This is a genomic window from Paramicrobacterium agarici (genome assembly GCF_002563955.1).
Lineage (GTDB): Bacteria > Actinomycetota > Actinomycetes > Actinomycetales > Microbacteriaceae > Paramicrobacterium > Paramicrobacterium agarici.
The window spans coordinates 2240251-2263864 of sequence record NZ_PDJE01000001.1 but is presented as its reverse complement, the minus strand read 5'-3'; the positions used below and the strand labels follow the sequence as shown (position 1 = coordinate 2263864).

20 protein-coding genes are annotated in these 23614 nt (G+C 62.9%); 7 read left to right on the top strand and 13 right to left on the bottom strand.

The window, feature by feature from the left end:
• Window positions 1-90 precede the first annotated feature (90 nt).
• The 4 genes from acnA to dut all read right to left on the bottom strand — a co-directional run bounded on the left by acnA (window position 91) and on the right by dut (window position 4937).
• Window positions 91-2904, bottom strand: coding sequence for an aconitate hydratase AcnA (gene acnA, locus ATJ78_RS11065; protein WP_098407646.1), 2814 nt, complete (start codon window positions 2902-2904; stop codon window positions 91-93).
• Between the two features lie 144 nt (window positions 2905-3048).
• Complete coding sequence (locus ATJ78_RS11060; RefSeq protein WP_098407645.1) at window positions 3049-3789, bottom strand: DUF3159 domain-containing protein; 741 nt, start codon at window positions 3787-3789, stop codon at window positions 3049-3051.
• Complete coding sequence (locus ATJ78_RS11055; protein WP_098407644.1) at window positions 3790-4482, bottom strand: DUF3710 domain-containing protein; 693 nt, start codon at window positions 4480-4482, stop codon at window positions 3790-3792. It lies immediately after the preceding gene.
• Window positions 4479-4937 carry a dUTP diphosphatase gene (dut, locus tag ATJ78_RS11050; RefSeq protein ID WP_098407643.1) on the bottom strand — a complete coding sequence of 153 codons (459 nt, stop codon included), beginning with the start codon at window positions 4935-4937 and terminating at the stop codon, window positions 4479-4481. Before dut ends, ATJ78_RS11055 begins: the two co-directional genes overlap by 4 nt.
• Before the next feature lie 39 nt (window positions 4938-4976).
• Between dut and ATJ78_RS11045 the strand changes: the two genes are divergently transcribed.
• On the top strand, window positions 4977-5441 hold the full coding sequence (locus tag ATJ78_RS11045) for a DUF3093 domain-containing protein (protein WP_245836290.1): 465 nt from the start codon (window positions 4977-4979) through the stop codon (window positions 5439-5441).
• On the opposite strand, the gene ATJ78_RS11040 is transcribed toward ATJ78_RS11045, so the two are convergent.
• Window positions 5442-5735: a DUF4193 domain-containing protein gene (locus ATJ78_RS11040; RefSeq protein WP_098407641.1), complete on the bottom strand. Its 294-nt coding sequence runs from the start codon at window positions 5733-5735 to the stop codon at window positions 5442-5444.
• 231 nt (window positions 5736-5966) lie between these two features.
• Between ATJ78_RS11040 and sepH the strand changes: the two genes are divergently transcribed.
• Window positions 5967-7034, top strand: coding sequence for a septation protein SepH (sepH, locus tag ATJ78_RS11035; RefSeq protein ID WP_098407640.1), 1068 nt, complete (start codon window positions 5967-5969; stop codon window positions 7032-7034).
• Window positions 7035-7038: 4 nt separating this feature from the next.
• Here sepH and ATJ78_RS11030 read toward each other — a convergent pair whose 3' ends face one another.
• Window positions 7039-8169, bottom strand: a complete 1131-nt coding sequence (locus ATJ78_RS11030; RefSeq protein ID WP_098407639.1) for an alkaline phosphatase family protein — start codon at window positions 8167-8169, stop codon at window positions 7039-7041.
• A 68-nt stretch (window positions 8170-8237) separates the two neighbouring features.
• On the opposite strand from ATJ78_RS11030, the gene ATJ78_RS11025 reads away from it, so the two are divergent.
• Window positions 8238-10697 carry a DNA gyrase/topoisomerase IV subunit A gene (locus tag ATJ78_RS11025; RefSeq protein ID WP_098407638.1) on the top strand — a complete coding sequence of 820 codons (2460 nt, stop codon included), beginning with the start codon at window positions 8238-8240 and terminating at the stop codon, window positions 10695-10697.
• A 24-nt stretch (window positions 10698-10721) separates the two neighbouring features.
• Here ATJ78_RS11025 and ATJ78_RS11020 read toward each other — a convergent pair whose 3' ends face one another.
• Window positions 10722-12818 (bottom strand): DNA gyrase/topoisomerase IV subunit B, encoded by a 2097-nt coding sequence (locus ATJ78_RS11020; protein ID WP_098407637.1) that lies wholly within the window; start codon window positions 12816-12818, stop codon window positions 10722-10724.
• A 171-nt stretch (window positions 12819-12989) separates the two neighbouring features.
• On the opposite strand from ATJ78_RS11020, the gene ATJ78_RS11015 reads away from it, so the two are divergent.
• On the top strand, window positions 12990-13214 hold the full coding sequence (locus tag ATJ78_RS11015) for a DUF7455 domain-containing protein (RefSeq protein ID WP_098407636.1): 225 nt from the start codon (window positions 12990-12992) through the stop codon (window positions 13212-13214).
• Between the two features lie 67 nt (window positions 13215-13281).
• Here ATJ78_RS11015 and ATJ78_RS11010 read toward each other — a convergent pair whose 3' ends face one another.
• Window positions 13282-14352: an alanine racemase gene (locus tag ATJ78_RS11010; RefSeq protein ID WP_098407635.1), complete on the bottom strand. Its 1071-nt coding sequence runs from the start codon at window positions 14350-14352 to the stop codon at window positions 13282-13284.
• Window positions 14349-14885, bottom strand: a complete 537-nt coding sequence (locus ATJ78_RS11005; protein ID WP_169923444.1) for an alanine racemase C-terminal domain-containing protein — start codon at window positions 14883-14885, stop codon at window positions 14349-14351. Before ATJ78_RS11005 ends, ATJ78_RS11010 begins: the two co-directional genes overlap by 4 nt.
• Window positions 14886-15013: 128 nt before the next feature.
• Here ATJ78_RS11005 and ATJ78_RS11000 point away from each other — a divergent pair, with 128 nt between their 5' ends.
• Window positions 15014-16033, top strand: a complete 1020-nt coding sequence (locus ATJ78_RS11000; RefSeq protein ID WP_098407633.1) for a sugar-transfer associated ATP-grasp domain-containing protein — start codon at window positions 15014-15016, stop codon at window positions 16031-16033.
• Window positions 16034-16095: 62 nt separating this feature from the next.
• Here the strand turns inward: ATJ78_RS11000 and ATJ78_RS10995 are convergent, their stop codons facing one another.
• The 4 genes from ATJ78_RS10995 to ATJ78_RS10980 form a co-directional block, all read right to left on the bottom strand.
• Window positions 16096-16797 (bottom strand): coenzyme F420-0:L-glutamate ligase, encoded by a 702-nt coding sequence (locus ATJ78_RS10995; RefSeq protein WP_098407632.1) that lies wholly within the window; start codon window positions 16795-16797, stop codon window positions 16096-16098.
• 38 nt (window positions 16798-16835) lie between these two features.
• Window positions 16836-18101 (bottom strand): RNA polymerase sigma factor, encoded by a 1266-nt coding sequence (locus ATJ78_RS10990; RefSeq protein ID WP_098407631.1) that lies wholly within the window; start codon window positions 18099-18101, stop codon window positions 16836-16838.
• A 199-nt stretch (window positions 18102-18300) separates the two neighbouring features.
• Window positions 18301-19620: an MFS transporter gene (locus ATJ78_RS10985; protein ID WP_098407630.1), complete on the bottom strand. Its 1320-nt coding sequence runs from the start codon at window positions 19618-19620 to the stop codon at window positions 18301-18303.
• Between the two features lie 34 nt (window positions 19621-19654).
• Complete coding sequence (locus ATJ78_RS10980) at window positions 19655-20572, bottom strand: proteasome assembly chaperone family protein (protein ID WP_098407629.1); 918 nt, start codon at window positions 20570-20572, stop codon at window positions 19655-19657.
• Window positions 20573-20656: 84 nt separating this feature from the next.
• Between ATJ78_RS10980 and ATJ78_RS10975 the strand changes: the two genes are divergently transcribed.
• On the top strand, window positions 20657-22135 hold the full coding sequence (locus ATJ78_RS10975) for a leucyl aminopeptidase (protein ID WP_098407628.1): 1479 nt from the start codon (window positions 20657-20659) through the stop codon (window positions 22133-22135).
• A 98-nt stretch (window positions 22136-22233) separates the two neighbouring features.
• On the top strand, window positions 22234-23607 hold the full coding sequence (lpdA, locus tag ATJ78_RS10970; RefSeq protein ID WP_098407627.1) for a dihydrolipoyl dehydrogenase: 1374 nt from the start codon (window positions 22234-22236) through the stop codon (window positions 23605-23607).
• The last annotated feature ends 7 nt before the right edge of the window (window positions 23608-23614 follow it).

The window sequence follows — 23614 nt, the reverse complement described above, 5'->3', positions numbered from 1 at the left end:
CCTCGCACGAAGATTCCGATAATGCCAACTCTACGCCGCTGCCCCCGAGCACTCGCAGAGAGCACTCGGGGGCAGCGACGATTCAGTCAGCTAGGAGGCGAGACTGCGAAGAACGTACTGCAGAATTCCTCCGTTGCGGTAGTAATCGGCTTCTCCTGGGGTGTCGATGCGCACCACAGCATCGAACTCAACGGGCGCCTTGTCGGCTGCCGAGTGCTCGCTCGGTGTCGCCGTGACGTGAACTGTCGACGGCGTCGAGCCGTTGTTGAGCGCCTCGATGCCCGAGATCGCGAAGACCTCTGTGCCGTCGAGACCGAGGCTCGCCGCGGACGCGCCCTCGGGGAACTGCAGCGGAATGACACCCATTCCGATGAGGTTCGAACGATGAATGCGCTCGAAGCTCTCGGCGATGACGGCATCCACACCGAGCAGGCGCGTGCCCTTCGCCGCCCAGTCGCGACTCGAACCGGAACCGTACTCCTTGCCCGCGAGGATGACCAGTGACGTGCCGGCAGACTGATAGTTCTGCGACGCGTCGTAGATCGTCTCCTGAGGAGCATCCGCCTTGGTGAAGTCGCGCGTGAAACCCCCCTCGACGTCGTCGAGAAGCTGGTTGCGCAGTCGAATGTTGGCGAAGGTTCCGCGGATCATGACCTCGTGGTTGCCTCGCCGGGAACCGTAGGAGTTGAAGTCGCGTCGCGAGATTCCGTGCTCCGTCAGGTAGCGTCCGGCGGGGCTGTCTGCCTTAATCGAACCGGCGGGGCTGATGTGGTCCGTCGTGACGGAGTCACCGAGCTTCGCAAGGACGCGGGCGCCGGAGATGTCGCTGACAGGGCTCGGCTCGACCGTCATCCCGTCAAAGTACGGGGGCTTGCGCACGTATGTCGATTCGGCGTTCCAGTCGAACGTCGAACCCGTCGGCGTCGGCAGCGACCGCCACCGGTCGTCGCCGTCGAACACCCCGCTGTACTGGTGAGAGAACATGTCGCTTGAGATCGACGAGTCGATCGTCTTCTGCACTTCCTCCGGCTGAGGCCAGATGTCGGCCAGGAACACGTCGTTCCCGTCAGAGTCGGTGCCGAGCGGGTCCGTCTCGAAGTCGAAGTTCATCGAGCCGGCGAGAGCGTACGCGATCACGAGCGGCGGGCTCGCGAGGTAGTTCATCTTGACATCGGGGTTGATGCGTCCCTCGAAGTTGCGGTTGCCCGAGAGCACGGCAGTGACCGCGAGGTCGCTGTCGTTGACGGCTTGTGAGATGTCGTCATCAAGGGGACCAGAGTTGCCGATGCACGTCGTGCAGCCGTACCCGACCGTGTAGAAGCCCAGAGCCTCGAGATCGTCGGTGAGGCCAGCCTTCTCGTAGTAGTCGGTAACAACCTTCGAACCAGGCGCAAGCGTCGTCTTGACCCACGGCTTCGCCTTCAGCCCCTTGTTCGCGGCGTTGCGTGCGAGCAGACCCGCAGCGAGCATGACCGAGGGGTTCGAGGTGTTCGTGCACGACGTGATGGCAGCGATGGCGACAGCACCGTGATCGATCGTGAAGGAGTTGTCTGCATCGCGTGCAACCTCGGTGGGCTTGGATGCCGTACGCGGAGCATGACTGCGGTGAGTATGGGAGTGCACGACGTGCTCGTCTTCCGGGGTGTTTCCCGGAGGGTCCGAGGCTGGGAACGACTCCGACACTTCGAGGTCGACGAGGTCATGCTCCACGGTCGCATAGTTGTGCAGGTCGGACTCGAACTGGCTCTTCGCCTCGGTCAGGAGAATGCGGTCCTGCGGGCGCTTCGGCCCAGCGATCGAGGGAACGACCGTCGACAGATCGAGCTCGAGGTATTCGCTGTAGTTCGGTTCGCGATCCGCGTCGTGCCAGAGACCCTGCTCCTTCGAGTAGGCCTCGACGAGAGCGATCTGGTCCTCGCTGCGCCCGGTGAGGCGCAGGTAATCGAGAGTGACATCGTCGATCGGAAAGATTGCTGCCGTCGAGCCGAACTCAGGGCTCATGTTTCCGATGGTCGCGCGGTTCGCGAGCGGCACGGCCGCGACGCCGGAACCATAGAATTCGACGAATTTGCCGACAACGCCGTGCTTGCGCAGCATCTCCGTGATCGTCAGAACAACGTCGGTTGCTGTGACGCCCGAGGGGATGTCTCCGGTCAGCTTGAAGCCGACAACCTTCGGAATCAGCATCGACACGGGCTGACCGAGCATCGCGGCCTCGGCCTCGATGCCGCCGACGCCCCAGCCGAGAACGCCGAGCCCATTCACCATGGTGGTGTGCGAGTCTGTTCCGACAAGCGTGTCAGGGTACGCCTGCACGGCCCCGTCGACCTCGCGCGCGTACGTCACGCGGGCCAGGTACTCGATGTTCACCTGGTGCACGATTCCGGTGCCGGGAGGAACGACCTTGAAGTCTTCGAACGCTGTCTGGCCCCAGCGAAGGAACTGGTATCGCTCGCCGTTGCGCTCATATTCGATCTCGACGTTCCGCTCGAGCGCTTCCTCGGAGCCGAAGACGTCGGCAATGACCGAGTGGTCGATCACGAGCTCAGCGGGCGAAAGCGGGTTGATCTTATTGGGATCGCCGCCGAGTTTGGCGAATGCTTCGCGCATTGTCGCGAGGTCGACGATGCAGGGGACGCCCGTGAAGTCCTGCATCACCACGCGTGCGGGAGTGAATTGGATCTCCGTGTTCGGCTCAGCCGTGGGGTCCCACGAGCCGAGCGCGTCGATGTGCGCCTTCGTGATGTTCGCGCCATCCTCGGTGCGAAGCAGATTCTCGAGGAGGATCTTCAGGCTGAACGGCAGCTTCTCGTAGCCGTCAACGGCATCGAGACGAAAGATCTCGTAGTCGGAATCACCGACTGTCAGGGTGCTCTTAGCTCCAAAGCTATTTACCGTGGACACGTTGCCTCTCCTTCATTGGCGTTTGCTGTCAACGCACGCTCAGAGTCAATTCTGGCTTCCCGGCACTCCCACAGCTAGCAAGGCGCACCTAACAGGTGCCGGCGAGTGCCGTTCACAATTTATCTTGATGTCGAGATAACTCTATCAGGTTCGAGGATGCTGCTCCGCGGCGGCGCGCCGCTTGCGGAGCGCGGTGACAGTGAGCCAGGTCACAACCAGAAGCGGGGCGTACAGGGGAATGCCCAGAACCAGCTTGAAGGTGCCGAGAGCCACGAAACTATCGGTGTAATAGAGCGGAAGCTGTACAGCGAGCCGGACGGCGAACATCGCCACCCACATCCAGGTGAGTCCGGCGTACGTGCGCCGGAGAGCACGATCATTGCGCCATCTGTTTCCGTCCCCGGTGATCAGCCCGACGATGACTCCCACGAGAGGCCAGCGGGCGAAGATCGACGCAGCGAGCGCAACAAGATAGATCCCGTTCGTCCAGAACCCGGGAAGGTAGAAGTCCTCGGCGTTTCCGGTCAGTGCGGCGAGTGCCGCCGAGACGCCGATCGCGATGAGTCCGGTCACCGCCTGCATGAGAGTCTGCCGCTGAATGAGGCGCACGATCGTGAACAGAACCCCCACAATCCCCGCAGCGACGATCGCAAAAACGAGTTGGCGAGTGATTGTGTAGGCGACGAGGAAGATCAGCCCGGGCAGGATCGCCTCAAGGATGCCGCGGACGCCGCCCATTGCGGCGATCAGCGCTTTGGCATCAAGCGACTCTGTGTTCCCGAGTGCAGACAGAGACGATCTGGCGGCCGCCTTCCGAAGTTCAGCAGATAGAGCGTCGCTCGGTGATGGCTTCTCGTCGCCGGACGGCGTTGCGTCAGAACTCATTTATGTCGCTTGGCCAGGCTGCTCGGGCATCTTGAGCGGAATCAGGTCGCGCGGCGGCATCGCCTGTCCGCCGCGCACGACGACGATGCTGCGGAAGAGGTCGTCGACCTTGTCAGCAGCGTCGCCCGCGCGCGCGCCAGCGCCCGCAACGACACCCCGAAGAAACCACCGAGGCCCGTCGACTCCGATGAAGCGCGCATCGCGGGTTTTCGCGCTGTCGCCTTGTGCGGCGACGGGAACGCGCGCGATGAGTTCTGGACCGAACGGACCGTCGAGCTCTTCAGTCGTGCCGCCCTGCTTGTCGATCTGATCACGGATCTGGTCACGCGTCTCGTGCCAGAGCCCTCTGCTTCGCGGAGCCGCGAATGGCTGCACTTGGAGTGTCGAATCGGCGTAGTCGAGCCCGACGGCGACGATGCGCTTTGACGACTCTTCGACTTCCAATCGAAGATTCAGGCCCTCCCGAGGCAGAACCTTGACACCACCCAGATCGATGTAGGGGCGCACCGGATTCGCCTCCTTCTCATCGAAGGGGCCGTTTTCGTCTCGGTCTTCCGGCGCCGACTTCTCGAGAGCGTCAAACTCGGCGTCTTCCGGCTCAGCATCCTCAACAGCATCCGCGCCCTCATCAACCGTGACGTCTTCATCGGCCGGGACGTCCCGTGCGTCGTTCTTCTTCTTTCGCAAGATCATGACTCTGCTCCTGTCTGGCGTGCCTGATAGCCGGTAGAACCGAAACCGGATGCTCCTCGTGCGCTCTCCGGCAGCACCTCCACGGGGACGAACCTCGCCTGGGTCACGGGCATGATGATCATCTGAGCGATCCGGTCACCGACGGCGACGCTGTAGCTTTCGTGTCTGTCTGTGTTGAGAAGGATGACCTTCACTTCTCCCCGATAGCCGGCATCGATCGTTCCGGGACTGTTGACGATCGTGATCCCATGCTTGGCCGCGAGACCGCTGCGGGGAACGACGAATGCGGCGAAGCCGTCGGGTAGAGCAAGAGAGACTCCCGTGCCGACGAGCGCCCTCTCCCCTGGTTCCAGCGTTACGGCCTCGGCCGCCATGAGATCGGCCCCCGCGTCGTAGGGATGGGCGTAGCTCGGAGGCTGGGGCGCGATAATGGGTATGTCTGCGCTTTCAGTCACAGATCGAGAGTAGTGCAGAAACCTGATCGAAGAGGGACAGTGACCACTTACCACGAACGCGTCTGGCCAGCCAAATGGATCCCCTGGGCGCTTCTGCTCGTTATTCCGGCGTCGCTTCTCGTGCTGCTGCCCGTGTCATGGATCGCCGGAGTGGGAACGGGCGTGATTCTCTACGTTGCGTGCTTGGCTCTCTGGTTCGCAGCGGCCGGAACTCTGGAGCTCCGCGACGGGATGCTGTCGGCGGGGCGCGCGACGATCGATGTCGGCTTTCTCGGCGAGGCGCATGCCCTTTATGCCGAGGATGCTTTCGCGGCACGAGGCAGGGACCTCGACCCGCGAGCGTGGCTCATGATTCGCGGCGGGGTGAAAGACGTCGTGCGGGTGCCTGTGACGGACGAGGACGATCCGACGCCCTACTGGCTGCTGTCGACGCGCTCCGCACATGAACTAGCCGCCGCGATCAACGATGCGCGGCGGCCGGCTGCTTCTTTTGAGAGCGAATAATCAGGAGGCGCACTCGATGCACACAGGACCAAGCTTCTCCTGGTGATCGAGTTGTGAGCGGTGCTTCACGATGAAGCAGCTGACGCACGTGAACTCGTCTGCCTGAGGAGGCAGGACGACCACGTCCAAGTCGACGTCGGAGAGGTCTGCACCCGGGAGATCGTATCCACCGGGGTTATCCGCGTCTTCGACGTCAACGGTGCCCGACATCTTGTCGGGAACACGCTCCTTGAGTGCCTCAATGGAGTCGGAGTCTTCCTCCGACTTACGGGGAGCGTCGTAATCCGTTGCCATTCTTTTCCACTTCTCGCTTTCAGGGGGGCCAAACAAAATCGGCGGCCACAGTTTGCACCATCGAACTGCAAAGAGCAAACCGCTTTCCGCTCACCGCGATCGAGTGATATGGGCGGTCGCGGCTGCGTCTCTGGACCAACTCACGGCACGCCCACGTTATTCCCGCGAAATCGGGCATTCCCGTGTGACGATGTCCCTGAAGAAGTAGCCAGCCGGAAAGGCGTTTCGCTCATGCAAGATCTGAAGGTCATCGGGGTCGAGGACGGTGCCCTCGTCGCTGCCACAGAGCAGGGGCAACGTTTCCGCATCGTCATCAACGAGGTTCTGCTCTCGCATCTGAAGCCGCCGAAGGAGTCTCACGTCGAAGAGCGTCGGCTAAGTCCTCGCGAGGTTCAGTCACACATTCGCTCCGGACTGTCGGCGGCCGAGGTCGCCGAACTCACAGGGGTCAGCGTGGAGTATGTTCGTCGTTTCGAGGGGCCTGTGCTTGCCGAGCGCGAACACATCGTGGGAGCAGCATTAAGCGTCCCCGTCCTCTCTGCGATCGATGTGCACGGTGACGAACCGACATTCGGTGCAGCCATCGCCGCACGCCTCGAAGGTCTTGCCGCCACCGGGGAGCGGTGGACCAGTTGGAAGGACCCGGCGGACGGCTGGATCGTGAAACTCTCATTCACCGCTGCGACGATCGATCATGACGCCCGCTGGAGTTATGAGCCGAAGAAGCACACTCTCGCACCACTGAACCAAGAGGCGATCCTGCTCTCCAAGCAAGGCGACCTGCCTCACGGAATGATTCCGCGGCTGCGGGCAGTCGAAGACCACTCGCACACTGAGCCAGAACCGCACGAGACTGATGAGTCACGATTTGACAGCGGCGCTTTTCGCTTTCGTCCGGTAGAGACTGAGGCTCCCCAGACGATCGCGCAGCTTGAACCCGCTGCGCTCTCGCCTCGGCATCCATCGGCAGCCTCTCAAGCGGCGATCAATCGCGGTGCCGGCGCGAACGAGAGCGATTCGTCGAATCAGACGGCCGACTTGCTTGAGGCTCTCCGGAAACGCCGAGGGCGGCGCGAAGGGCCTCCCGCCGCTGAACCTGTCGAATCCGAGGATGCGGCAGGCGATGACGTGAGCACTCCGCTCGATTTCGGTTCGATCACACCGGATCAGGAGCAGAGCTCAGAATCGGCTCCCGCTCCAGATGAGAAGCGCGCGACCGGACGCAGCAAGCGAGGCCGGGCGTCGATGCCGTCGTGGGACGAGATCGTCTTCGGAGCACGATCCGACTCCGACGACTAACCCGTCACACCCACGCTCCAAGGCGAATGAACGGCACGCTCCGTTCTTCGTCAGACAGCGAGCCGTGCTGTCCGATCATCTTTCGTGACGACGCGGACTGCGGGGCGCTGTCATAGAAGGCCACGCGAGTGCGTGCCGCGACAAGGACGTCACCGATTCTCGCAGCGGTGGCGGGCACGGCGGGTCCGTACCATCCGGCAGCGATTGCTTCGTCACGCGTCGCAACGATGGCGCTCTGGCCGAGCGATTCGCGCCAGCGGGTCGCGATCTCGTCGACGGGCACATGGTCGTCTGCATAGAGCTGCACGAAGCGCGGCTCTCCCCCAACCGCTTCGACGCCGTCGAGAAGCCCGGGAATCGCGTCGTAGAGAACCTGGTCTTCAGGCGGAACGTCGATGATGCCGTGGTCGGCTGTCACGAGGATTCCCGTACGCCTCGTATCGACGAGCGCGTGAAGCCGTGACAGCTCGGAATCCACGGTTTCGAGGGCGGCGATCCACCTTTCGCTGCGCCAGCCGTGCTTATGGGCGATTTTGTCGAGCTCGGGAATGTACAGGTACACGAATTGCGGTTCGCTCGAGCTCACGAGATGCGCGGCAGCATCCACTCGATCGCCGATGCCGTCTGCCGCTTCGTAACGGGCGCCGCGCAACACGGCGCGGGTGAATCCGGAGTCAGCGAACTTCCGCGGCCCGACGGCTGCGGCGCCGATTCCCGCCGCCGCTATCGTCTCAAAGACCGTCGACGACCGTTGCCAGCTTTCGGGGTTCGCGAGCTCATCCCACCCCGTGAGCTGGTTGACAAGGCGACCTGAGGCCGGATCGCGGACCTTGTAGCCCAGCATCCCGTGCTCCCCGGGCCGAGCACCGGTGAGAAGCGTGGGCAGAGCCGCAGCGGTTGTCGAGGGAATGGGAGCGCGCAGGGAACGGCCACGGTGGGCCGTGAGGAATCGCGCGTGTCCCGCTCGTTCGGCGAGGTTTGATGTTCCAAGCCCGTCGACGACGACGACAATGACGGATGTGACGGGTGCGAGACCCAGGCCGCCCTGGTGCCCGCGCAGCGTGGCGAGGAAATCATGGGCAAGTACGGCAAGGCTCCGGGATTGGGCGCCTTCCGTGGGTAGCATTGTCGTCATCGTGGCCAGTCTTCCACACGGGTGTGAAGACGAGCCGTCAGCACACCAGAGAGATCCCGCATACCCGAATGGCCCGCTCGAAAGACTCAACGCCCCCTGACCAGATCGCCGAACGCATCGAGGATATCGATGTCTCCTCCGAGATGCAGGGGTCGTTTCTTGAGTACGCGTACTCCGTCATCTACTCCCGTGCGCTGCCTGACGCGCGTGACGGGCTGAAACCGGTACAGCGGCGCATCATCTATCAGATGGTGCAGATGGGGCTTCGCCCCGATCGCGGTCACGTCAAGTCCGCGCGCGTTGTCGGTGAGGTGATGGGAAAGCTGCACCCCCACGGAGACACCGCAATCTACGATGCGCTCGTGCGCATGGCGCAGGCCTGGACCATGAGGCTTCCGCTCATCGACGGGCACGGAAACTTCGGCTCGCTCGATGACGGGCCGGCAGCACAGCGCTACACCGAGGCCCGCCTCGCCGCGGCCGCGTTTGCCCTCGCCGAGAGCCTCGACGAGGACGTCGTCGATTTTGTCCCGAACTACGACAACCAATTTCAGCAGCCCGCCGTTCTGTCCGCGGCCTTTCCCAACCTCCTCGTCAACGGAACCACCGGAATCGCCGTCGGAATGGCGACGAACATGGCACCGCACAATCTCATCGAGGTGGTGGGTGCCGCACGGCACCTGATCGACAACCCCGATGCGACGCTCGACGATTTGATGGCATTCGTGCCTGGACCAGATCTTCCCTCCGGCGGAACGATCGTCGGTCTCGACGGCGTCAAAGACGCGTACGCGACGGGTCGCGGAGCGTTCAAGACGCGTGCCCGCGTCTCCATCGAGCCGATCACGGCGCGCAAGAACGGCCTGGTCGTCACGGAGCTTCCGTACCTTGTCGGCCCTGAAAAGGTCATTGAGAAGATCAAGACCGGTGTGCAGTCGAAGAAACTCAGCGGCATTTCGGACGTGACGGACTTGACGGACCGCGCTCATGGCTTGCGTCTCGTCATCGGGCTGAAGACAGGATTCAGCCCGGAAGCTGTCCTGGAGCAGCTCTACCGATACACGCCGCTCGAGAGCTCGTTCAGCATCAACAGCGTGGCGCTTGTCGAGGGGGGCCCGCGGACACTCGGGCTCAAGGAGCTCCTTCAGGTGTACATCGACCATCGGGTCGATGTCGTCACGAGGCGGTCGCAGTACCGCCTGGCGCGTCGCCAGGAACGGCTGCACCTGGTCGAGGGCCTTCTGATTGCGATTCTCGACATCGACGAAGTGATTCAGGTCATTCGCACCAGCGACGACACCGAGCAAGCGCGCACACGGCTCATGGATGTCTTCGACCTCACGCAGCTGCAGGCGGAGTACATCCTTGAACTGCGCCTGCGCAGGCTCACCAAGTTTTCGAGAATCGAGCTCGAGTCCGAGCGTGACGAGCTGAAGCGGGAGATCGAGCAGCTCGAGCAGCTGCTTGCGTCAGAAGCCCTTCTCCGCGCGCAGGTCTCGAGCGAGCTCGACGAGGCGGCTGAGCAGTTCGGCACGCCACGACGTACGCTGCTCACAGAGGCCAAGCCGAGCATTGCAGCGACTGGGCGAAGCAAGGGTGCCTCGCCCGTTCTCGAGATCCAAGATGCGCCCTGCCGTGTGTATCTCAGCGCAACCGGTCGGGCGGTGCGAGTCGATCTCGCCGAAGGTACTGAGATCACCCATCCAACGAGACGGAGCAAGCACGACGCGATTCTCACTGCTCTCGACACCACGACGCGCAGCGAGCTCGGGGCGGTGACCAGCACGGGCCGCCTTGTGCGCTTCACACCGGTCGACCTGCCGTCCGTTCCGCCCTCCAGCATCCAGATGCGAGCCGGCGTGCGAATCGGCGAGTATCTCGCGCTCGGCGACCGCGGTGAGCGCGTGCTTGCGATCATCGCGCTCGACGAGACGCGCACGCTTGCGTTGGGGACGGCGCAGGGAACGGTCAAGCGTCTTCAGATGGGCGCGTGGCCGAACAAGCCGGACTTCGAGATCATCAGTCTCAAAAACAGCGACAGTGTTGTGGGCGCCGCTCTCGCCACAGATGACGATCAGCTGGTCTTCATCTCGTCTGACACACAATTGCTCACCTACGCGGCGTCGTCCGTTCGCCCTCAGGGGCGGACAGCATCCGGAGTCGCAGGCATTAAACTCGGCGCTGGCTCATCTGCCATCTTCTTCGGCGTGGCGAAGGCAGATGCAGGCAGGCACGTCGTCGCGACGGTGGCGGTGAACTCGCAGATGCTCACGGGGACGGATCCCGGATCTGCGAAAGTCTCGTACCTGGCGGACTTCCCCGTCAAGGGGCGTGCGACGGGCGGCGTCCGTGCGCAGCGACTGCTCAAGGGTGAGGATCAGCTTTCTGCCGCGTGGGTCGGGCCAGCCCCCGCTTTCGCCGTGGCTGCCGACGGGACGCCACGCGTTCTGCCCGCGGCGGGAGCGAAGCGCGATGGGTCAGGCGAGCCGCTCGAGGGAAGCGTGGCAGCGCTCGGGCACCACATCTGACCCGGGTGCGCTGCCACGCGCCGGTCACGCGTCGATGCGGTCCTGACTGAGGTTGCGGGAGTTGTCGACGATGAACTCCTTGCGCGGGGGTACGTCGTTTCCCATCAGCAGCTCGAAGATCGCATCGGCCGCTTCGGCGTCTTCGACGCGAACGCGGCGAAGCGTGCGGTTGCGCCTGTCCATCGTGGTCTCGGCGAGCTGGTCGGCATCCATCTCCCCAAGCCCCTTGTAGCGCTGAATCGGCTCCTTGTAACGCTTCTTGCTGCGTTCGAGGCCTTTCAGCACGCCGTGGAGTTCCTGCTCCGAATACGTATACAGAACGTCGTTCGGTTTTGAGCCTCCGTTGATCGCGACGATTCTGTGCAGCGGCGGCACGGCAGCGTACACGCGCCCGGCTTCGATCATGGGGCGCATATAACGGAAGAACAGCGTGAGCAGCAGCATCCGAATGTGGGCACCGTCGACGTCGGCGTCGCTCATGAAGATGACTTTGCCGTAGCGTGAGGCGTCCAGATCGAACGTGCGCCCAGAGCCCGCGCCGAGAACCTGGATGATCGCGGCGCACTCGGCGTTCGAGAGCATGTCGCTGACGGAAGCCTTCTGCACGTTGAGGATCTTTCCCCGGATGGGAAGAAGTGCCTGGTAGCTGCTGTCGCGCGCGAGCTTGGCTGTTCCGAGCGCAGAGTCGCCCTCGACGATGAACAGCTCGCTCTGCTCCACGTCGCTGGACCGGCAGTCGACGAGCTTCGCAGGCAGCGTGGAGTTCTCGAGGGCATTCTTGCGCCTCTGGGTCTCTTTGTGCGCGCGGGCAGAGATGCGCGATTTCATCTCGGCGACGACCTTGTCGAGAACGACAGATGCTTGGTTCTTGTCTTCGCGCTTGTTCGACGAGAACTTCTCGGTCAGGGCGTCGGTCAGCACCTTCGAGACGATCGTTCGCGCGGCCGGGGTGCCGAGTACCTCTTTGGTCTGCCCTTCGAACTGCGGCTCGGGAATGCGAACATTGAGCACGGCCGTCATGCCCGCGAGCACGTCGTCTTTCTCGATCTTGTCGTTTCCGGCCTTCAGACGTCGTGCGTTCTTCTCCACCTCTTTGCGCACGACCTTGAGCAAGCCCTGCTCGAACCCGGCGAGATGCGTGCCACCCTTCGGGGTGGCGATGATGTTGACGAACGACCGCACAGTCGTGTCGTAGCCGGTCCCCCAGCGCAGGGCGACGTCCACCTCGCACGTGCGCTCGACCTCGGCGGAGACCATCGATCCGTCGGGTTGGAGCGTCGGCACCGTCTCGGTGAAGCTTCCCGATCCGGAGACCCGCCATATGTCGGTCACAGGCACGTCGGCCGCAAGATACTCAACGAACTCCGAGATGCCCCCATCGAAGCGGTACTCCGAGGTCACGATCTCGTTCGAATCAGCGGAAGCAGCGCGCTCGTCATCGATGCGGATCGTGAGCCCTGGAACGAGGAAGGCCGTCTGGCGGGCGCGACCCTGCAAATCGTCGACGTTGAATGTCGCGCCCTTCTCGAAGATCTGCCGGTCGGCCCAGTAGCGCACACGCGAACCCGAGACGCCCTTCTTCACCTTGCCGACGACGCGCAGTTCGCTCTTCTCTTTGAACGGAGTGAACGGAGCGTCGGGACTCGGTTCACGGCCCCCGTCATCGAAGATTCCCGGCTCACCGCGGTGGAACGACATCGCCCATGTCTTGCCGTTGAGATCGACTTCGACATCAAGGCGTTCAGAGAGGGCATTGACGACGGATGCTCCCACGCCGTGTAGTCCTCCCGACGATGCGTAGGAGCCTGTTCCGAATTTTCCTCCCGCGTGCAGCTTCGTAAACACGACCTCAACGCCGGTGAGCCCGGTCTTGGGTTCGATATCAACGGGGATGCCGCGTGCGTGGTCGATGACCTCGACGCTGTCGTCGTCTCTCAAGCGAATTTCGATGTGATCGCCGTATCCGGCGAGAGCCTCATCGACGGCGTTGTCGATGATCTCCCAGAGGCAGTGCATGAGGCCGCGGGAGCCGTTCGAGCCGATGTACATGCCTGGCCTCTTGCGCACGGCCTCCAAACCCTCGAGAACGGAGAGATGGCGCGCGGAATAATCAGAACTCACGACCCCAACATTAGTTCGCTCCCCGCCAGGGATCAGGCATCGACACCCCTCCGCGCTGCGACGCTACGCGGTGAGCGAACTCGCCGCACATGAGGAAGGTATTCAGGCGAGGCGTGGTTACATAGGGACAAGAGGGGCGTAAAGGGCGCTCCGTGAGGTCAGGAGGAGCTCATGTCGCACACCGGTACACAGACTGTCGACGCCGTTCAGCCCCAGCTGACCGCGGCCGATCGATGCGATAGCTGCGGCGCGCAAGCGTACATTCGTGCTGTCGTCAACAGCGGGGAGCTGCTGTTCTGCGCACATCACGGAAAGAAATACGAAGAGAAGCTCATGGCTGTTGCCGAGAGCTGGCACGACGAGTCTGACCGGCTCCTCGAAGACACGCGCGCCTGACGCCCAGAGCAGAGCGGGTGGATGCTGTCACAGCATCCACCCGCTCTGTCGTTCGCCCGCGCGGCGCTCAGTCCACGTAATGGCGTTCCGCTGCTCGCGCCAGCCGGATCGCCACCTCTTCGCCGATCGTCCCCATGGCGTCAGCCCACACCTGCAGCGAGTCCTCGCCGTGTGCGCCGTCGCCGAACAGGTGAACAGCGTCGCCGGTCGCAATGGACGATCCCGTGACGTCGATGCGCGCCATCGTGCGGTCGACGCTGACGATCGGGAAGCGCTCCCCGCGCACGGCCACCGTGACACCGTTCACGGCGTCGCTGTAGAGACCGTGCACGTGCCCGATGGGTATCTGCGCGTGTGAACGGCCGTTGGCCCGCTCGATGTGCGTGACCGTGGTCGAGAGCGTCAAGGCGGGAGTCAGCCCGAGCTCGTGAGGTCCGATGCCGTCGCCGGGAGCGATGCCGTACACGAACGCGCCGACGCGCACCATGTCGAAGCGGGCGTCCGCACGTTCGAACGATGCAGCGCTTGCCGCAAGGTGACGCACGCGAGGGTGAAGTCCCGCCTCCTGGGCAATCTGGATCGCCTGCTCAAAGCGCAGGATTGCCGCGCTGTCGCGCTCGTACGAGGCTTCGGCGATGTGCGTCCAGATGCCTGTGACATCGATCGCGCCCGCCTTCTGCAACTCGGCTGCGCGTGCGACGAAACGCGGCCACGTGTCGGCGAGAACGCCGGCGCGATGCAGCCCTGTATCGATCTTGAGGTGCACAGTTGCACGCTGTCCCGTGCGCTTTGCTGATTCGGCGACCCGCTCGAGCATCGACGGGTACGAAACGCCAAGATCGAGCCGTTCCCTGAGAGCGACGTCGAGATCGTCGTGCTCGCCGAACACCCAGGTGAAGATCATGCTGTCAGGCGCAAGCTCGCGAACGGTGAGCGCGGTCGTGAGATCGAGGGCGCCGAAACGATGGAATCCGGCTGCGATGAGCGTCGAGACGACCTCAGGTACGCCATGCGCGTAGGCGTCGTCCTTGACGACGATCGCGAGCTGCGCAGGGGCGACGCGCTCGGCGACGCGTCGAGCATTATCGACGAGAGCACGGCGCGAGATGACCGCGCGTGCGCGCACACTGGCGGTCATTCGACGACGCTCCTCGTCACTCGCCGGTCGAGGCAGGCGATGACTGACACCGGAGACTCCCCGATCGCGGCGGCCCAGTCACCCAGGGGTACCTCGCCCTCATCGGAATCTCCGAATACGCACATGAGCTGTCCTGGTTCGACCGGAGTCCTGCCGACATCCACGACGAATTCGTCCATCGCAACGCGTCCGACGATCGGCAGCCGCACCGCAGGCCCTCCGGCGGCAGACCACGTGACCCATGCACGATTCCCCGCCTTGCGCGGCAGGCCATGGCCATACCCGATCGCCACACGTGCGAGCACAGTGGGATGCTGCGTGACGAAGGTGTGTCCGTACGACACCCCTGACCCCGCGGGCACAGACTTCGTCGAAAGCACCTCGACGAGCAGCCGGACTGGATCTGACGACAGCGCCGAATCGAACTCGGCGGCAGCTGCCTCGTCGCCGTCTAAAGCTCTGGAGACACGAGCGAGCTGCGCCGAAGAGAGGTGCAGAACACGAGTGCCGGCTGTCTGAGACTCAGACGTCAACAAGACCACTTTCCTCCCCGAGCGAATGCGCGAGCACAGTCTAGCGCGGTGCGACCAAGACGGCGCTCAGGCGGCGTCTCTCTATAATTGGATGTTCCGACCACACGACGATGGGAGTGCCCCGCGCCATGCCGAAGGCAAATCGCCTCAAGATCCGCCTCGACTACATTAAGAATCGTGCGCGGCGCATCGATATCTCTTCCCTCGTCGAGCGTGCGAAGGACGTTTCGGCGCAGCATCACAAGGCGCTGCCGGTCATCATGGTCGACATGCTGTGGTCTGCCGCATTCCGCCAGACGGCTTTTCAGGACTACGTGGATTGGGACTACGCGATTCTGAGTCGTGCTGAGCGCGAGACGTTCATGACGCACTCCATTTCGAATCACATCGCGATGGAGCATGACGCCGAGGCGCACCGCGGGATCTTCCACGACAAGATCGAATTCAACAAGGTCTTCAACGCGTTTCTTAAGCGGCAGTGGCTCGATGTGCGCGAGGCGTCAGTCGATGAGGTTCGCGACTTCGTGCAGCGTGCGGGCACGGTCATCGGGAAGGTGCCGTTCAGCAGTGCCGGGCACGGAGTGCACCGCCACACTGCAGACGACGTGACGGACTGGGAGGGGTTTCGCACGCGACTGCTCGATGAAGGACAGTTCTTGCTCGAAGAGGTCATCCAGCAGCATCCGACACTTGCCGCCGTGTGTGCCGGGACAGCGAACACGACCCGTGTCACTACCTATTTTGACGGCGAGAAGACGCATATTCTCTCGATGGCGCAGAAGTTCGGGCGCGGGCAGGCGAGCGACCAGCAGACGTTCGGCGGCTTCTACACAATGCTGAGCCTCGACGGGAAGTCGATGGGCCGCGGATACGACTCGCATGACAATGTGCATGCCACGCATCCTGAATCGGGCGTCTCGATTCCCGACTTCGAGTTGCCGCTCGTCGAGACCGTGCAGCCGTTCTTCGACGACGTCGCTCGCGTGGTTCCCGATATGAGGTACATCGGATGGGACATCGTGATGAGCGAGGAGGGGCCGGTTCTCGTTGAGGGAAACTGGGCTGCCGGCGTCTACGAGAACAAGCCGAGTGTCACGGGCATCCGCACGGGAAGCCGACCGCGGTTTCAGAGCATCATCGGTTTCTGACCGGACCGTCCCGGAAAACGGCTCTGGCCCCGCCGAGGCGGGGCCAGAGCCGTTGCATGGTGCTACGCGATCGTGCGGATGATGCCAATAGGCGTGCTCTGGTGCTTCTGACCGAGTGGGTTGTCTTTCAGCACGCGAACCATGTGGTCATCCTTGCTGTGACCGAGAGTGTTGCCGAGGATGTTTCCGCCGAGGTCGTTGATGTCGACGACCATGACATCGACCCGCCCGCCAAGTGCCGTCTTGAGCTCGTTGGCAACGTCGTCTGGGCGCTCCGGTCCGAGTACGACGTGCGAATTGTACGGCGGTATCGTGTGTCGGGTCGGGCCGTCGATGGCGCGCGCCTTCTCCCCCGCGATGCGGTAGAAATCGCCCGATCGGCCGAGCAGCTTGGATACGACGGAGACGGCCGCGGCAAACATAATGCGCGGTGTTCCGCACTCGCGAAGAGCCATCTCCATTGTCTCGGGCATGCCGAGACCGATCCCGTACGACGTTTTGGTGACGTACTTCGAGAGGAAACGGGCAAGCGGCCGTGTCTTGATGGAATTGACCGGGTAGGCCCTGCCCTGCGTGATCGCTACGATCTTCTCTGTGACGAAGACGATATCGCCGTCGACGATGTGCTCGCGCGCGAACGTCGTCACGACCTCCACGATGTCATCATCAGGACCGACGAGGCGCGTCTTTACCGGTATCCGCTGGTAGCTGATGCCGTCAACGGTCGTTTCGAGCGCCTTGCCTTCGTTTGCCTCCGCGGCCATACCCCTGCCTTTCGTCGAGTGTCGTCAGCGAGCCGAGACTACTCGAGATAATCGCGCAGGGACTGCGACCGGCTGGGGTGACGCAGTTTCGCCATCGTCTTCGATTCGATCTGGCGAATGCGCTCGCGCGTGACTCCGAAAGTATCGCCGATCTGGTCGAGGGTCTTCGGCATTCCATCACCGAGACCAAAGCGCATGCGGATCACCCCGGCCTCGCGCTCAGAGAGAGAATCGAGAAGCGACTCGAGCTGCTTCTGCAGCATTGTGAATCCCACGGCGTCAGCGGGAACCACTGCCTCGGTGTCCTCGATCAGATCACCGAACTCGCTGTCGCCGTCTTCGCCAAGCGGGGTGTGGAGAGAAATCGGCTCGCGACCGTACTTCTGAACTTCGACGACCTTCTCCGGCGTCATGTCGAGCTCTTTGCTGAGCTCTTCCGGCGTCGGCTCACGTCCGAGATCCTGCAGCATCTGCCGCTGCACGCGGGCGAGCTTATTGATGACCTCGACCATGTGGACGGGAATGCGGATCGTGCGAGCCTGATCGGCCATCGCGCGAGTGATGGCCTGGCGGATCCACCACGTCGCGTACGTCGAGAATTTGAAGCCCTTCGTGTAGTCGAACTTCTCGACCGCGCGAATGAGACCCAGGTTTCCCTCTTGAATCAGGTCGAGAAACTGCATTCCGCGACCGGTGTAGCGCTTGGCGAGCGACACAACGAGACGGAGGTTGGCACCCAGGAGGTGGCTCTTCGCGCGCTGACCGTCGCGTGAGACCCACTGGAGCTCCCGGCCGAGCTTCTGCCGCTTTTCGGCGTCAGTCATCTGACTGAGCTTGTCTTCGGCGAACAGGCCGGCTTCAATGCGCATTGCAAGCTCGACCTCTTCGGCGGCGTTCAGCAGCGGAACCTTGCCGATCTGCTTCAGGTAGTCCTTGACGGGGTCGGCCGTCGCGCCCGTGATCGTCGTCGAGTAGACGGGCATCTCGTCTTCGTCGTCACCCTGCGACAGAACGAGAGCCCCCTTGGGCAGCGGCTCGTCCTTCGCGGTGGACGTCTTCTTGGGCGCCTGGGCATCCGTCGGTGCTTCGGCAGCTGTCTCCTCCGCCTCAACTTCGGCGACAGGATCGACGGCCTTCTTCTTGCCCTTTGCGGACTTCGGCGCTGCCGACTTCTTCGCTGGTGCAGACGCGGCTGTCTTCTTCGCCGTTGCGCCCTTCGTTTTCGGCGCGCTGGCTGTCGACGTCGCCTCCGCCTGGTCGGCCTCTCGTGTGGCGTCCGTTTTCTGTGCAGGCTTGCTGGCCATGCGAGCACCCTTTCGGTCCGTGGCGCGCCGGGTAGCGCGGAATCACCGACGTGTATCGATTTCGGACAGTACTAAGACCCATGTCAAGTCCCGCCGCACACCCAAACAGACAGTCAAGCCTGTGCAGACATACGTCGGGCCACAATGGGTCCACTACCTATTATGTCATGGATTTCCCTCGCTGCGTGACACGTCTCCCTCACGAGCGGTCACGTCGCATCCATCTCACCAATGCAACCCACAGAGGGGCCACTTTTATTCCCTCCTGTTCAGCCAGGCGTGAGCGTGTCGTGCGGCGTGCAAGAAACAGCATCACGACTCCGAAGCCGATGACGATGTACTGCACGAGGAAGGCGATTTTGAATGATGAGAGCGAATACGTCTCGTCTGGGGACGTGGCCCCGGCGCTCAGAACGTCGAGAACGAAGCCGATGACAAACATCATCGTGAAGCTTGCGAGAAACCCGCCGACGTTGACGATGCCATTTGCAGAGCCGAGAGCACGGCTGTGGTTGAACGTGCGGGCGAAGTCGAAGCCGATCAGTGAGCCGGGTCCGCCGATGCCCATAGAGATGAGAAGAACGATGAGCAGCCACATCGGCGGGTGCCCCGGCCATGCGAGGAACGTCGTCCAGACGATACCCATGACAGAGACGACGCCGAGCACGAGGTTGCTGCGTCGTGTTGGGAACCGCGCGGTGAGGACACCGAGGATCGGCCCGAATACGACCCCGGAGAAGACGATCACCAGGAGCAATGCTGCGGCGGCCGATTCGGGGATGCCGAGGGCGAAGACCATGAACGGATATCCCCAGAGGAGCGAAAAGACAGTGCCGCTTGACTGAGTGATGAAGTGGGCCCAGAATCCGAGCCGGGTTCCTGGCCGCTTGAGTGAGTCGAGGAGGATGTCGAGAGAGCTCCCCCACGATCGCTGCACGGGTCCCGTCGAGTCGTCGACGGGACGATCGGCGATACAGATGAACACGACGATCAGCATGAGAACGCCGAGGGATGCGGCGGCGAGGTACGCGCTCTCCCATCCGACAGTGTTGAGCAGCGCAGCGAATGGAACGGCAGAGAGCACCTGACCGAGCTGTCCGATGTTGCCCGTCCATTGGCTCAGCGACGGGACGATCGGGCCGCTGAACCAATAGTTGACAAGGCGAAGCACCGACACGAAGATCCCTGCATCTCCGATCCCGACGCAGACGCGACCGAGCGCCGCGATAGAAAGATCCGGAGCCACAGCGAGGACCGCCTGCCCGAGACTGATCAAAATGAGTCCGAGCACGAGCAATCGTCGCGGACCCCAGCGGTCGATGAGCAGGCCGATCGGAATCTGCATGGCCGCATAGACGACAAGCTGAACGACGGCGAGAGACGAGAGCGCTGCCGCGGTAATGTCGAATCGCTCGACAGCTGCGACACCGGAGACTCCGAGCGTGCTGCGCTGAAGAATCGCTACGACATAGGCCGCCACTCCGACGACGAAGATGATCCAGGAGCGACGAGAATTCACATGTGAATGCTATCGGCCGTATTGAAGCGGGACGTCACGCATCGCCGTCGGTCGGGCGCCTTCCCGCAAGATAGCGCTCAAGCTCCGCCGCGATGTCATCGGCAGACGGCAGATCCTGTTCATCCATGGTGAGCGGCGGCCTCTGCTCGGTGCCCTCCATATAGGTGTCGTACCGCGTTTCAAGGGACGACACGAGTTTGTTCAGCTCGCCGTTCTCGGCGACCTGTTCATCCACTCGCGCGACGAACTGGCGGCCGTCTTCGCGCAGCTCGTCGCTCGGGAACACAAGTCCGGAAGCCGCGCTGTAGAGTTCAAGCGCTGTGAGGGCGGCAGCGGGATACTCCGTCTCGGTCAGGTAGTGCGGCACCAGGAGCGCGAACCCCGCGACAGCGTGATCCGCCTGCTGAAGCCGGTACTCGAGCACGTGCAGGACATTCGCGGGAACCTGCGTCGTCGGACGCCAGATTGAGAGGGCGTCGATGAGCTCCTCACGATTGCCACTCACCGCGGCACCAAGCGGTCGCGTATGCGGAACCGGCATCGGGATGCCGTGAACCCACGTCGTGTGAGTGACCTTGAACTTCTCGACGAGACTGACGATGGTCTGTGTGAATGCTTCCCACCGAAAGTCCGGCTCGTAGCCCGTGAGCAGCAGGAAAGGCCGGTGCAGCTCGTCGTACGCCAGCGACAGAGCGAGCCGGGCCGGTTCGTAGTCGGTGAGATGATCGTGCTCGAACTGGATGATGGGACGACGCGCTCGATAGTCCAGCAGCGCATCGTTGTCGAATATCGCGACGTCTTCATAGCTCAGGCTGTCGCGCAAGTAGGTGACCGCTTGAGCGATCGTGCTGCCGGCGTCGGCAAACCCGGTCAGACCGATGACCAGCGGAAGCCCCTCGGGGACGGCTGACGCCGACTCCGTGAAACGCACGAGGTCTTCAGGGATGCTCATACCTCCATGCTATTCGCGCGTCGGCGCGCCAGGGCTCTCTTTCGTCGCGCCCAGAGCGAACGCACGCGCCGATAGCATGAGGGGATGAGCACAATCTCGCTTGACTTCGTATCGGATTCCGCGGGTCACTCCGCCGCAGACGTCACGGTGGTCGGCGCCGTCTCCACAAAAGACGGCCCCCGACTCCATGCAGCACCCGGCTTCGAGAGCCTGGAAGAGGTTCTGACGCAGCTCGGTGTGACCGGTTCGCCTGATTCTTTCGCGAGGGTCATCCTTCCCGACGCGCCGTCGACCGTCGTCGCCGTTATCGGAATCGGACGCGAGGTGACGCCCGAGACGCTTCGTGCGGCTGCCGGTTCCGCGGTCAGGCAGCTTGCTGGAACAGCATCCGTTCGATTGGCTCTTGGTCTGAGCGCCCACGCCGACGTGGTGGCCGTCGCAGAAGGAGCGGCGATTGGGGCATACAGCTACACCCGCGAGAAGGGGCTGAGCGAGCGTAAGACCGCTGTGGAGTCCGTGACGATCGTTGCGCCAGAGCCGCTTTCCGATGACGAAGCGAAGCGCGTGCTCGAGACTGCTCGCGCTGTACACCTGGTTCGTGACCTCGGGAACACCTCGGCGTCGGAGCTGACACCAGAGGTTTTCGCAGACGCCGCCGTGGACTCGGCTTCGGAGCTCCCGATCGACGTGACGGTGTGGGACGTTCCGAAGCTCGAAGCAGGCGGTTTCGGAGGAATCCTCGGGGTCGGTCGTGGATCGGTTCACGGACCGCGCCTGGTCAAGCTTGAGTACGCGCCCGATGGTGCGACTTCACACATCGCTCTTGTGGGCAAAGGGATCACCTTCGACACGGGTGGGCTCTCGCTCAAGCCCGCGAACGGCATGATGGGCATGAAGTACGACATGCTCGGCGCCGCGACCGCTCTCGCAACGATCACCGCCGCGGCCCGCATCGGCATTAAGACGCGCATGACGGCCTGGCTGTGCCTTGCCGAGAATATGCCGTCCGGGTCCGCGACGCGTCCCGGCGACGTTCTGAAGATGTACGGCGGACGCACGGTCGAGGTCACGAACACCGACGCCGAGGGACGCCTCGTCATGGCCGACGGACTCGCTGTTGCGAGCGAAGAGCAGCCCGACCTGATCGTCGATGTGGCAACCCTGACGGGCGCAGCCGTGATCGCTCTCGGTAAGCGCTACACAGGAGTGATGGGTAACGACGAGCGCGCCTCAGATGTCGTCGCCCTTGCCGACAGCATTGGTGAGAAATTCTGGCGGATGCCGCTCCCGAGCGAGCTTCGCGCAAACCTCGACTCCGACGTCGCGGATCTCGTGAACGCCAACCTGTCACGGCGAGAGGGCGGGATGCTTCTCGCTGGCCACTTCCTGGCCGAGTTCGTGGGCACACGTGAGGGCTCAGACGAGCAGATTTCGTGGGTGCACCTCGACATCGCCGGTCCCGGGGACAACGGGTCGGCGACATACGGATACAACGGAAAGGGCGCGACCGGCGTGACGGTGCGAACCCTCCTTGCGCTAGCCGAACAGCAGGCCGCTGCGTAGTAAGGTCGAAGAGGCGCTTCAGCGCAACCGAACGGTCGCTTGCTGCACACCGGCGGACGATCGAAACCGCATCAACAATCGGCAAAGGGAGAAGCTCAGTGTCGGAGCAGAATTTTGACATCGTCGTACTCGGCGGCGGAAGTGGCGGATACGCAGCGGCGCTCCGAGCGAGCGAGCTCGGCTTCTCTGTCGCGCTGATCGAAAAGGACAAGGTCGGCGGCACATGCCTCCACCGCGGGTGCATCCCAACGAAGGCCCTTTTGCACGCCGCCGAAGTTGCTGACTACGCACGCGACTCCGCAAAGTTCGGAGTGAAGACGTCACTCGATGGAATCGACATTGAGGGAGTGACGAAGTACCGCGAGGGAATTGTCGCGAAGAAGTACAAGGGGCTTCAGGGCCTCGTCAAGGCTCGCAAGATCACGACCATCGAGGGCGAGGGACGCCTGACGTCCCCGACGACGGTGCAGGTCGGTGACACGACGGTGACGGGCAAGAATATCATTCTCGCCACGGGGTCATACAGCCGCTCGCTTCCTGGGCTTGAGATCGGCGGCCGCGTGATCACGAGTGAGCAGGCGCTGCAGCTCGACTACGTGCCCGAGAAGGTCGCTGTTCTCGGCGGAGGCGTCATCGGCGTCGAGTTTGCCAGTGTGTGGCGTTCGTTCGGGGCCGAGGTGACAATTATCGAAGGACTCCCGCACCTCGTACCGAACGAAGACGAGACGATTAGTAAGCTGCTGGAGCGCCAGTTCCGCCGTCGTGGCATCGACTACAAGATTGGTGTCAAGTTCAAAGACGTTGAGCAAAACGACAACGGCGTTCACGTCACGCTCGAGAACGACGAGACGATCGACGCGGACCTGCTCCTCGTCGCGGTGGGTCGCGGCCCCGTGACGGAAGGCCTCGGATACGACGAGGTCGGTGTCGAGATGGACCGCGGGTTCGTGCTCACGAACGATCGTCTCGAGACGAACGTCACGGGCGTGTACGCCGTCGGAGATATCGTCCCGGGCCTTCAGCTCGCACACCGCGGGTTCCAGCAGGGAATCTTCGTCGCTGAAGAGATCGCCGGCCAGAATCCTGTCATCATTCCCGACTCGAGCATTCCCAAGGTCACCTACTGTGACCCGGAGGTCGCATCGGTCGGACTCACGGAGGCGAAGGCAAAGGAAGAGTACGGCGACGACAAGATCACGGCGTACGACTACAACCTCGCAGGCAACGGCAAGAGCGAGATCATCGACACGAGCGGCCTCATCAAGGTCGTGCGTGTCAACGACGGGCCTGTTGTCGGTGTTCACATGATCGGTGCACGCGTCGGCGAACTCATCGCAGAAGCTCAGCTCGCGGTGAACTGGGAGGCATACCCGGAGGACGTCGCGCCTCTCATCCACGCCCACCCCACGCAGAACGAGGCCCTCGGCGAAGCATTCCTCGCGCTCGCGGGCAAGCCGCTTCACGCTCTCTGATCGGTAC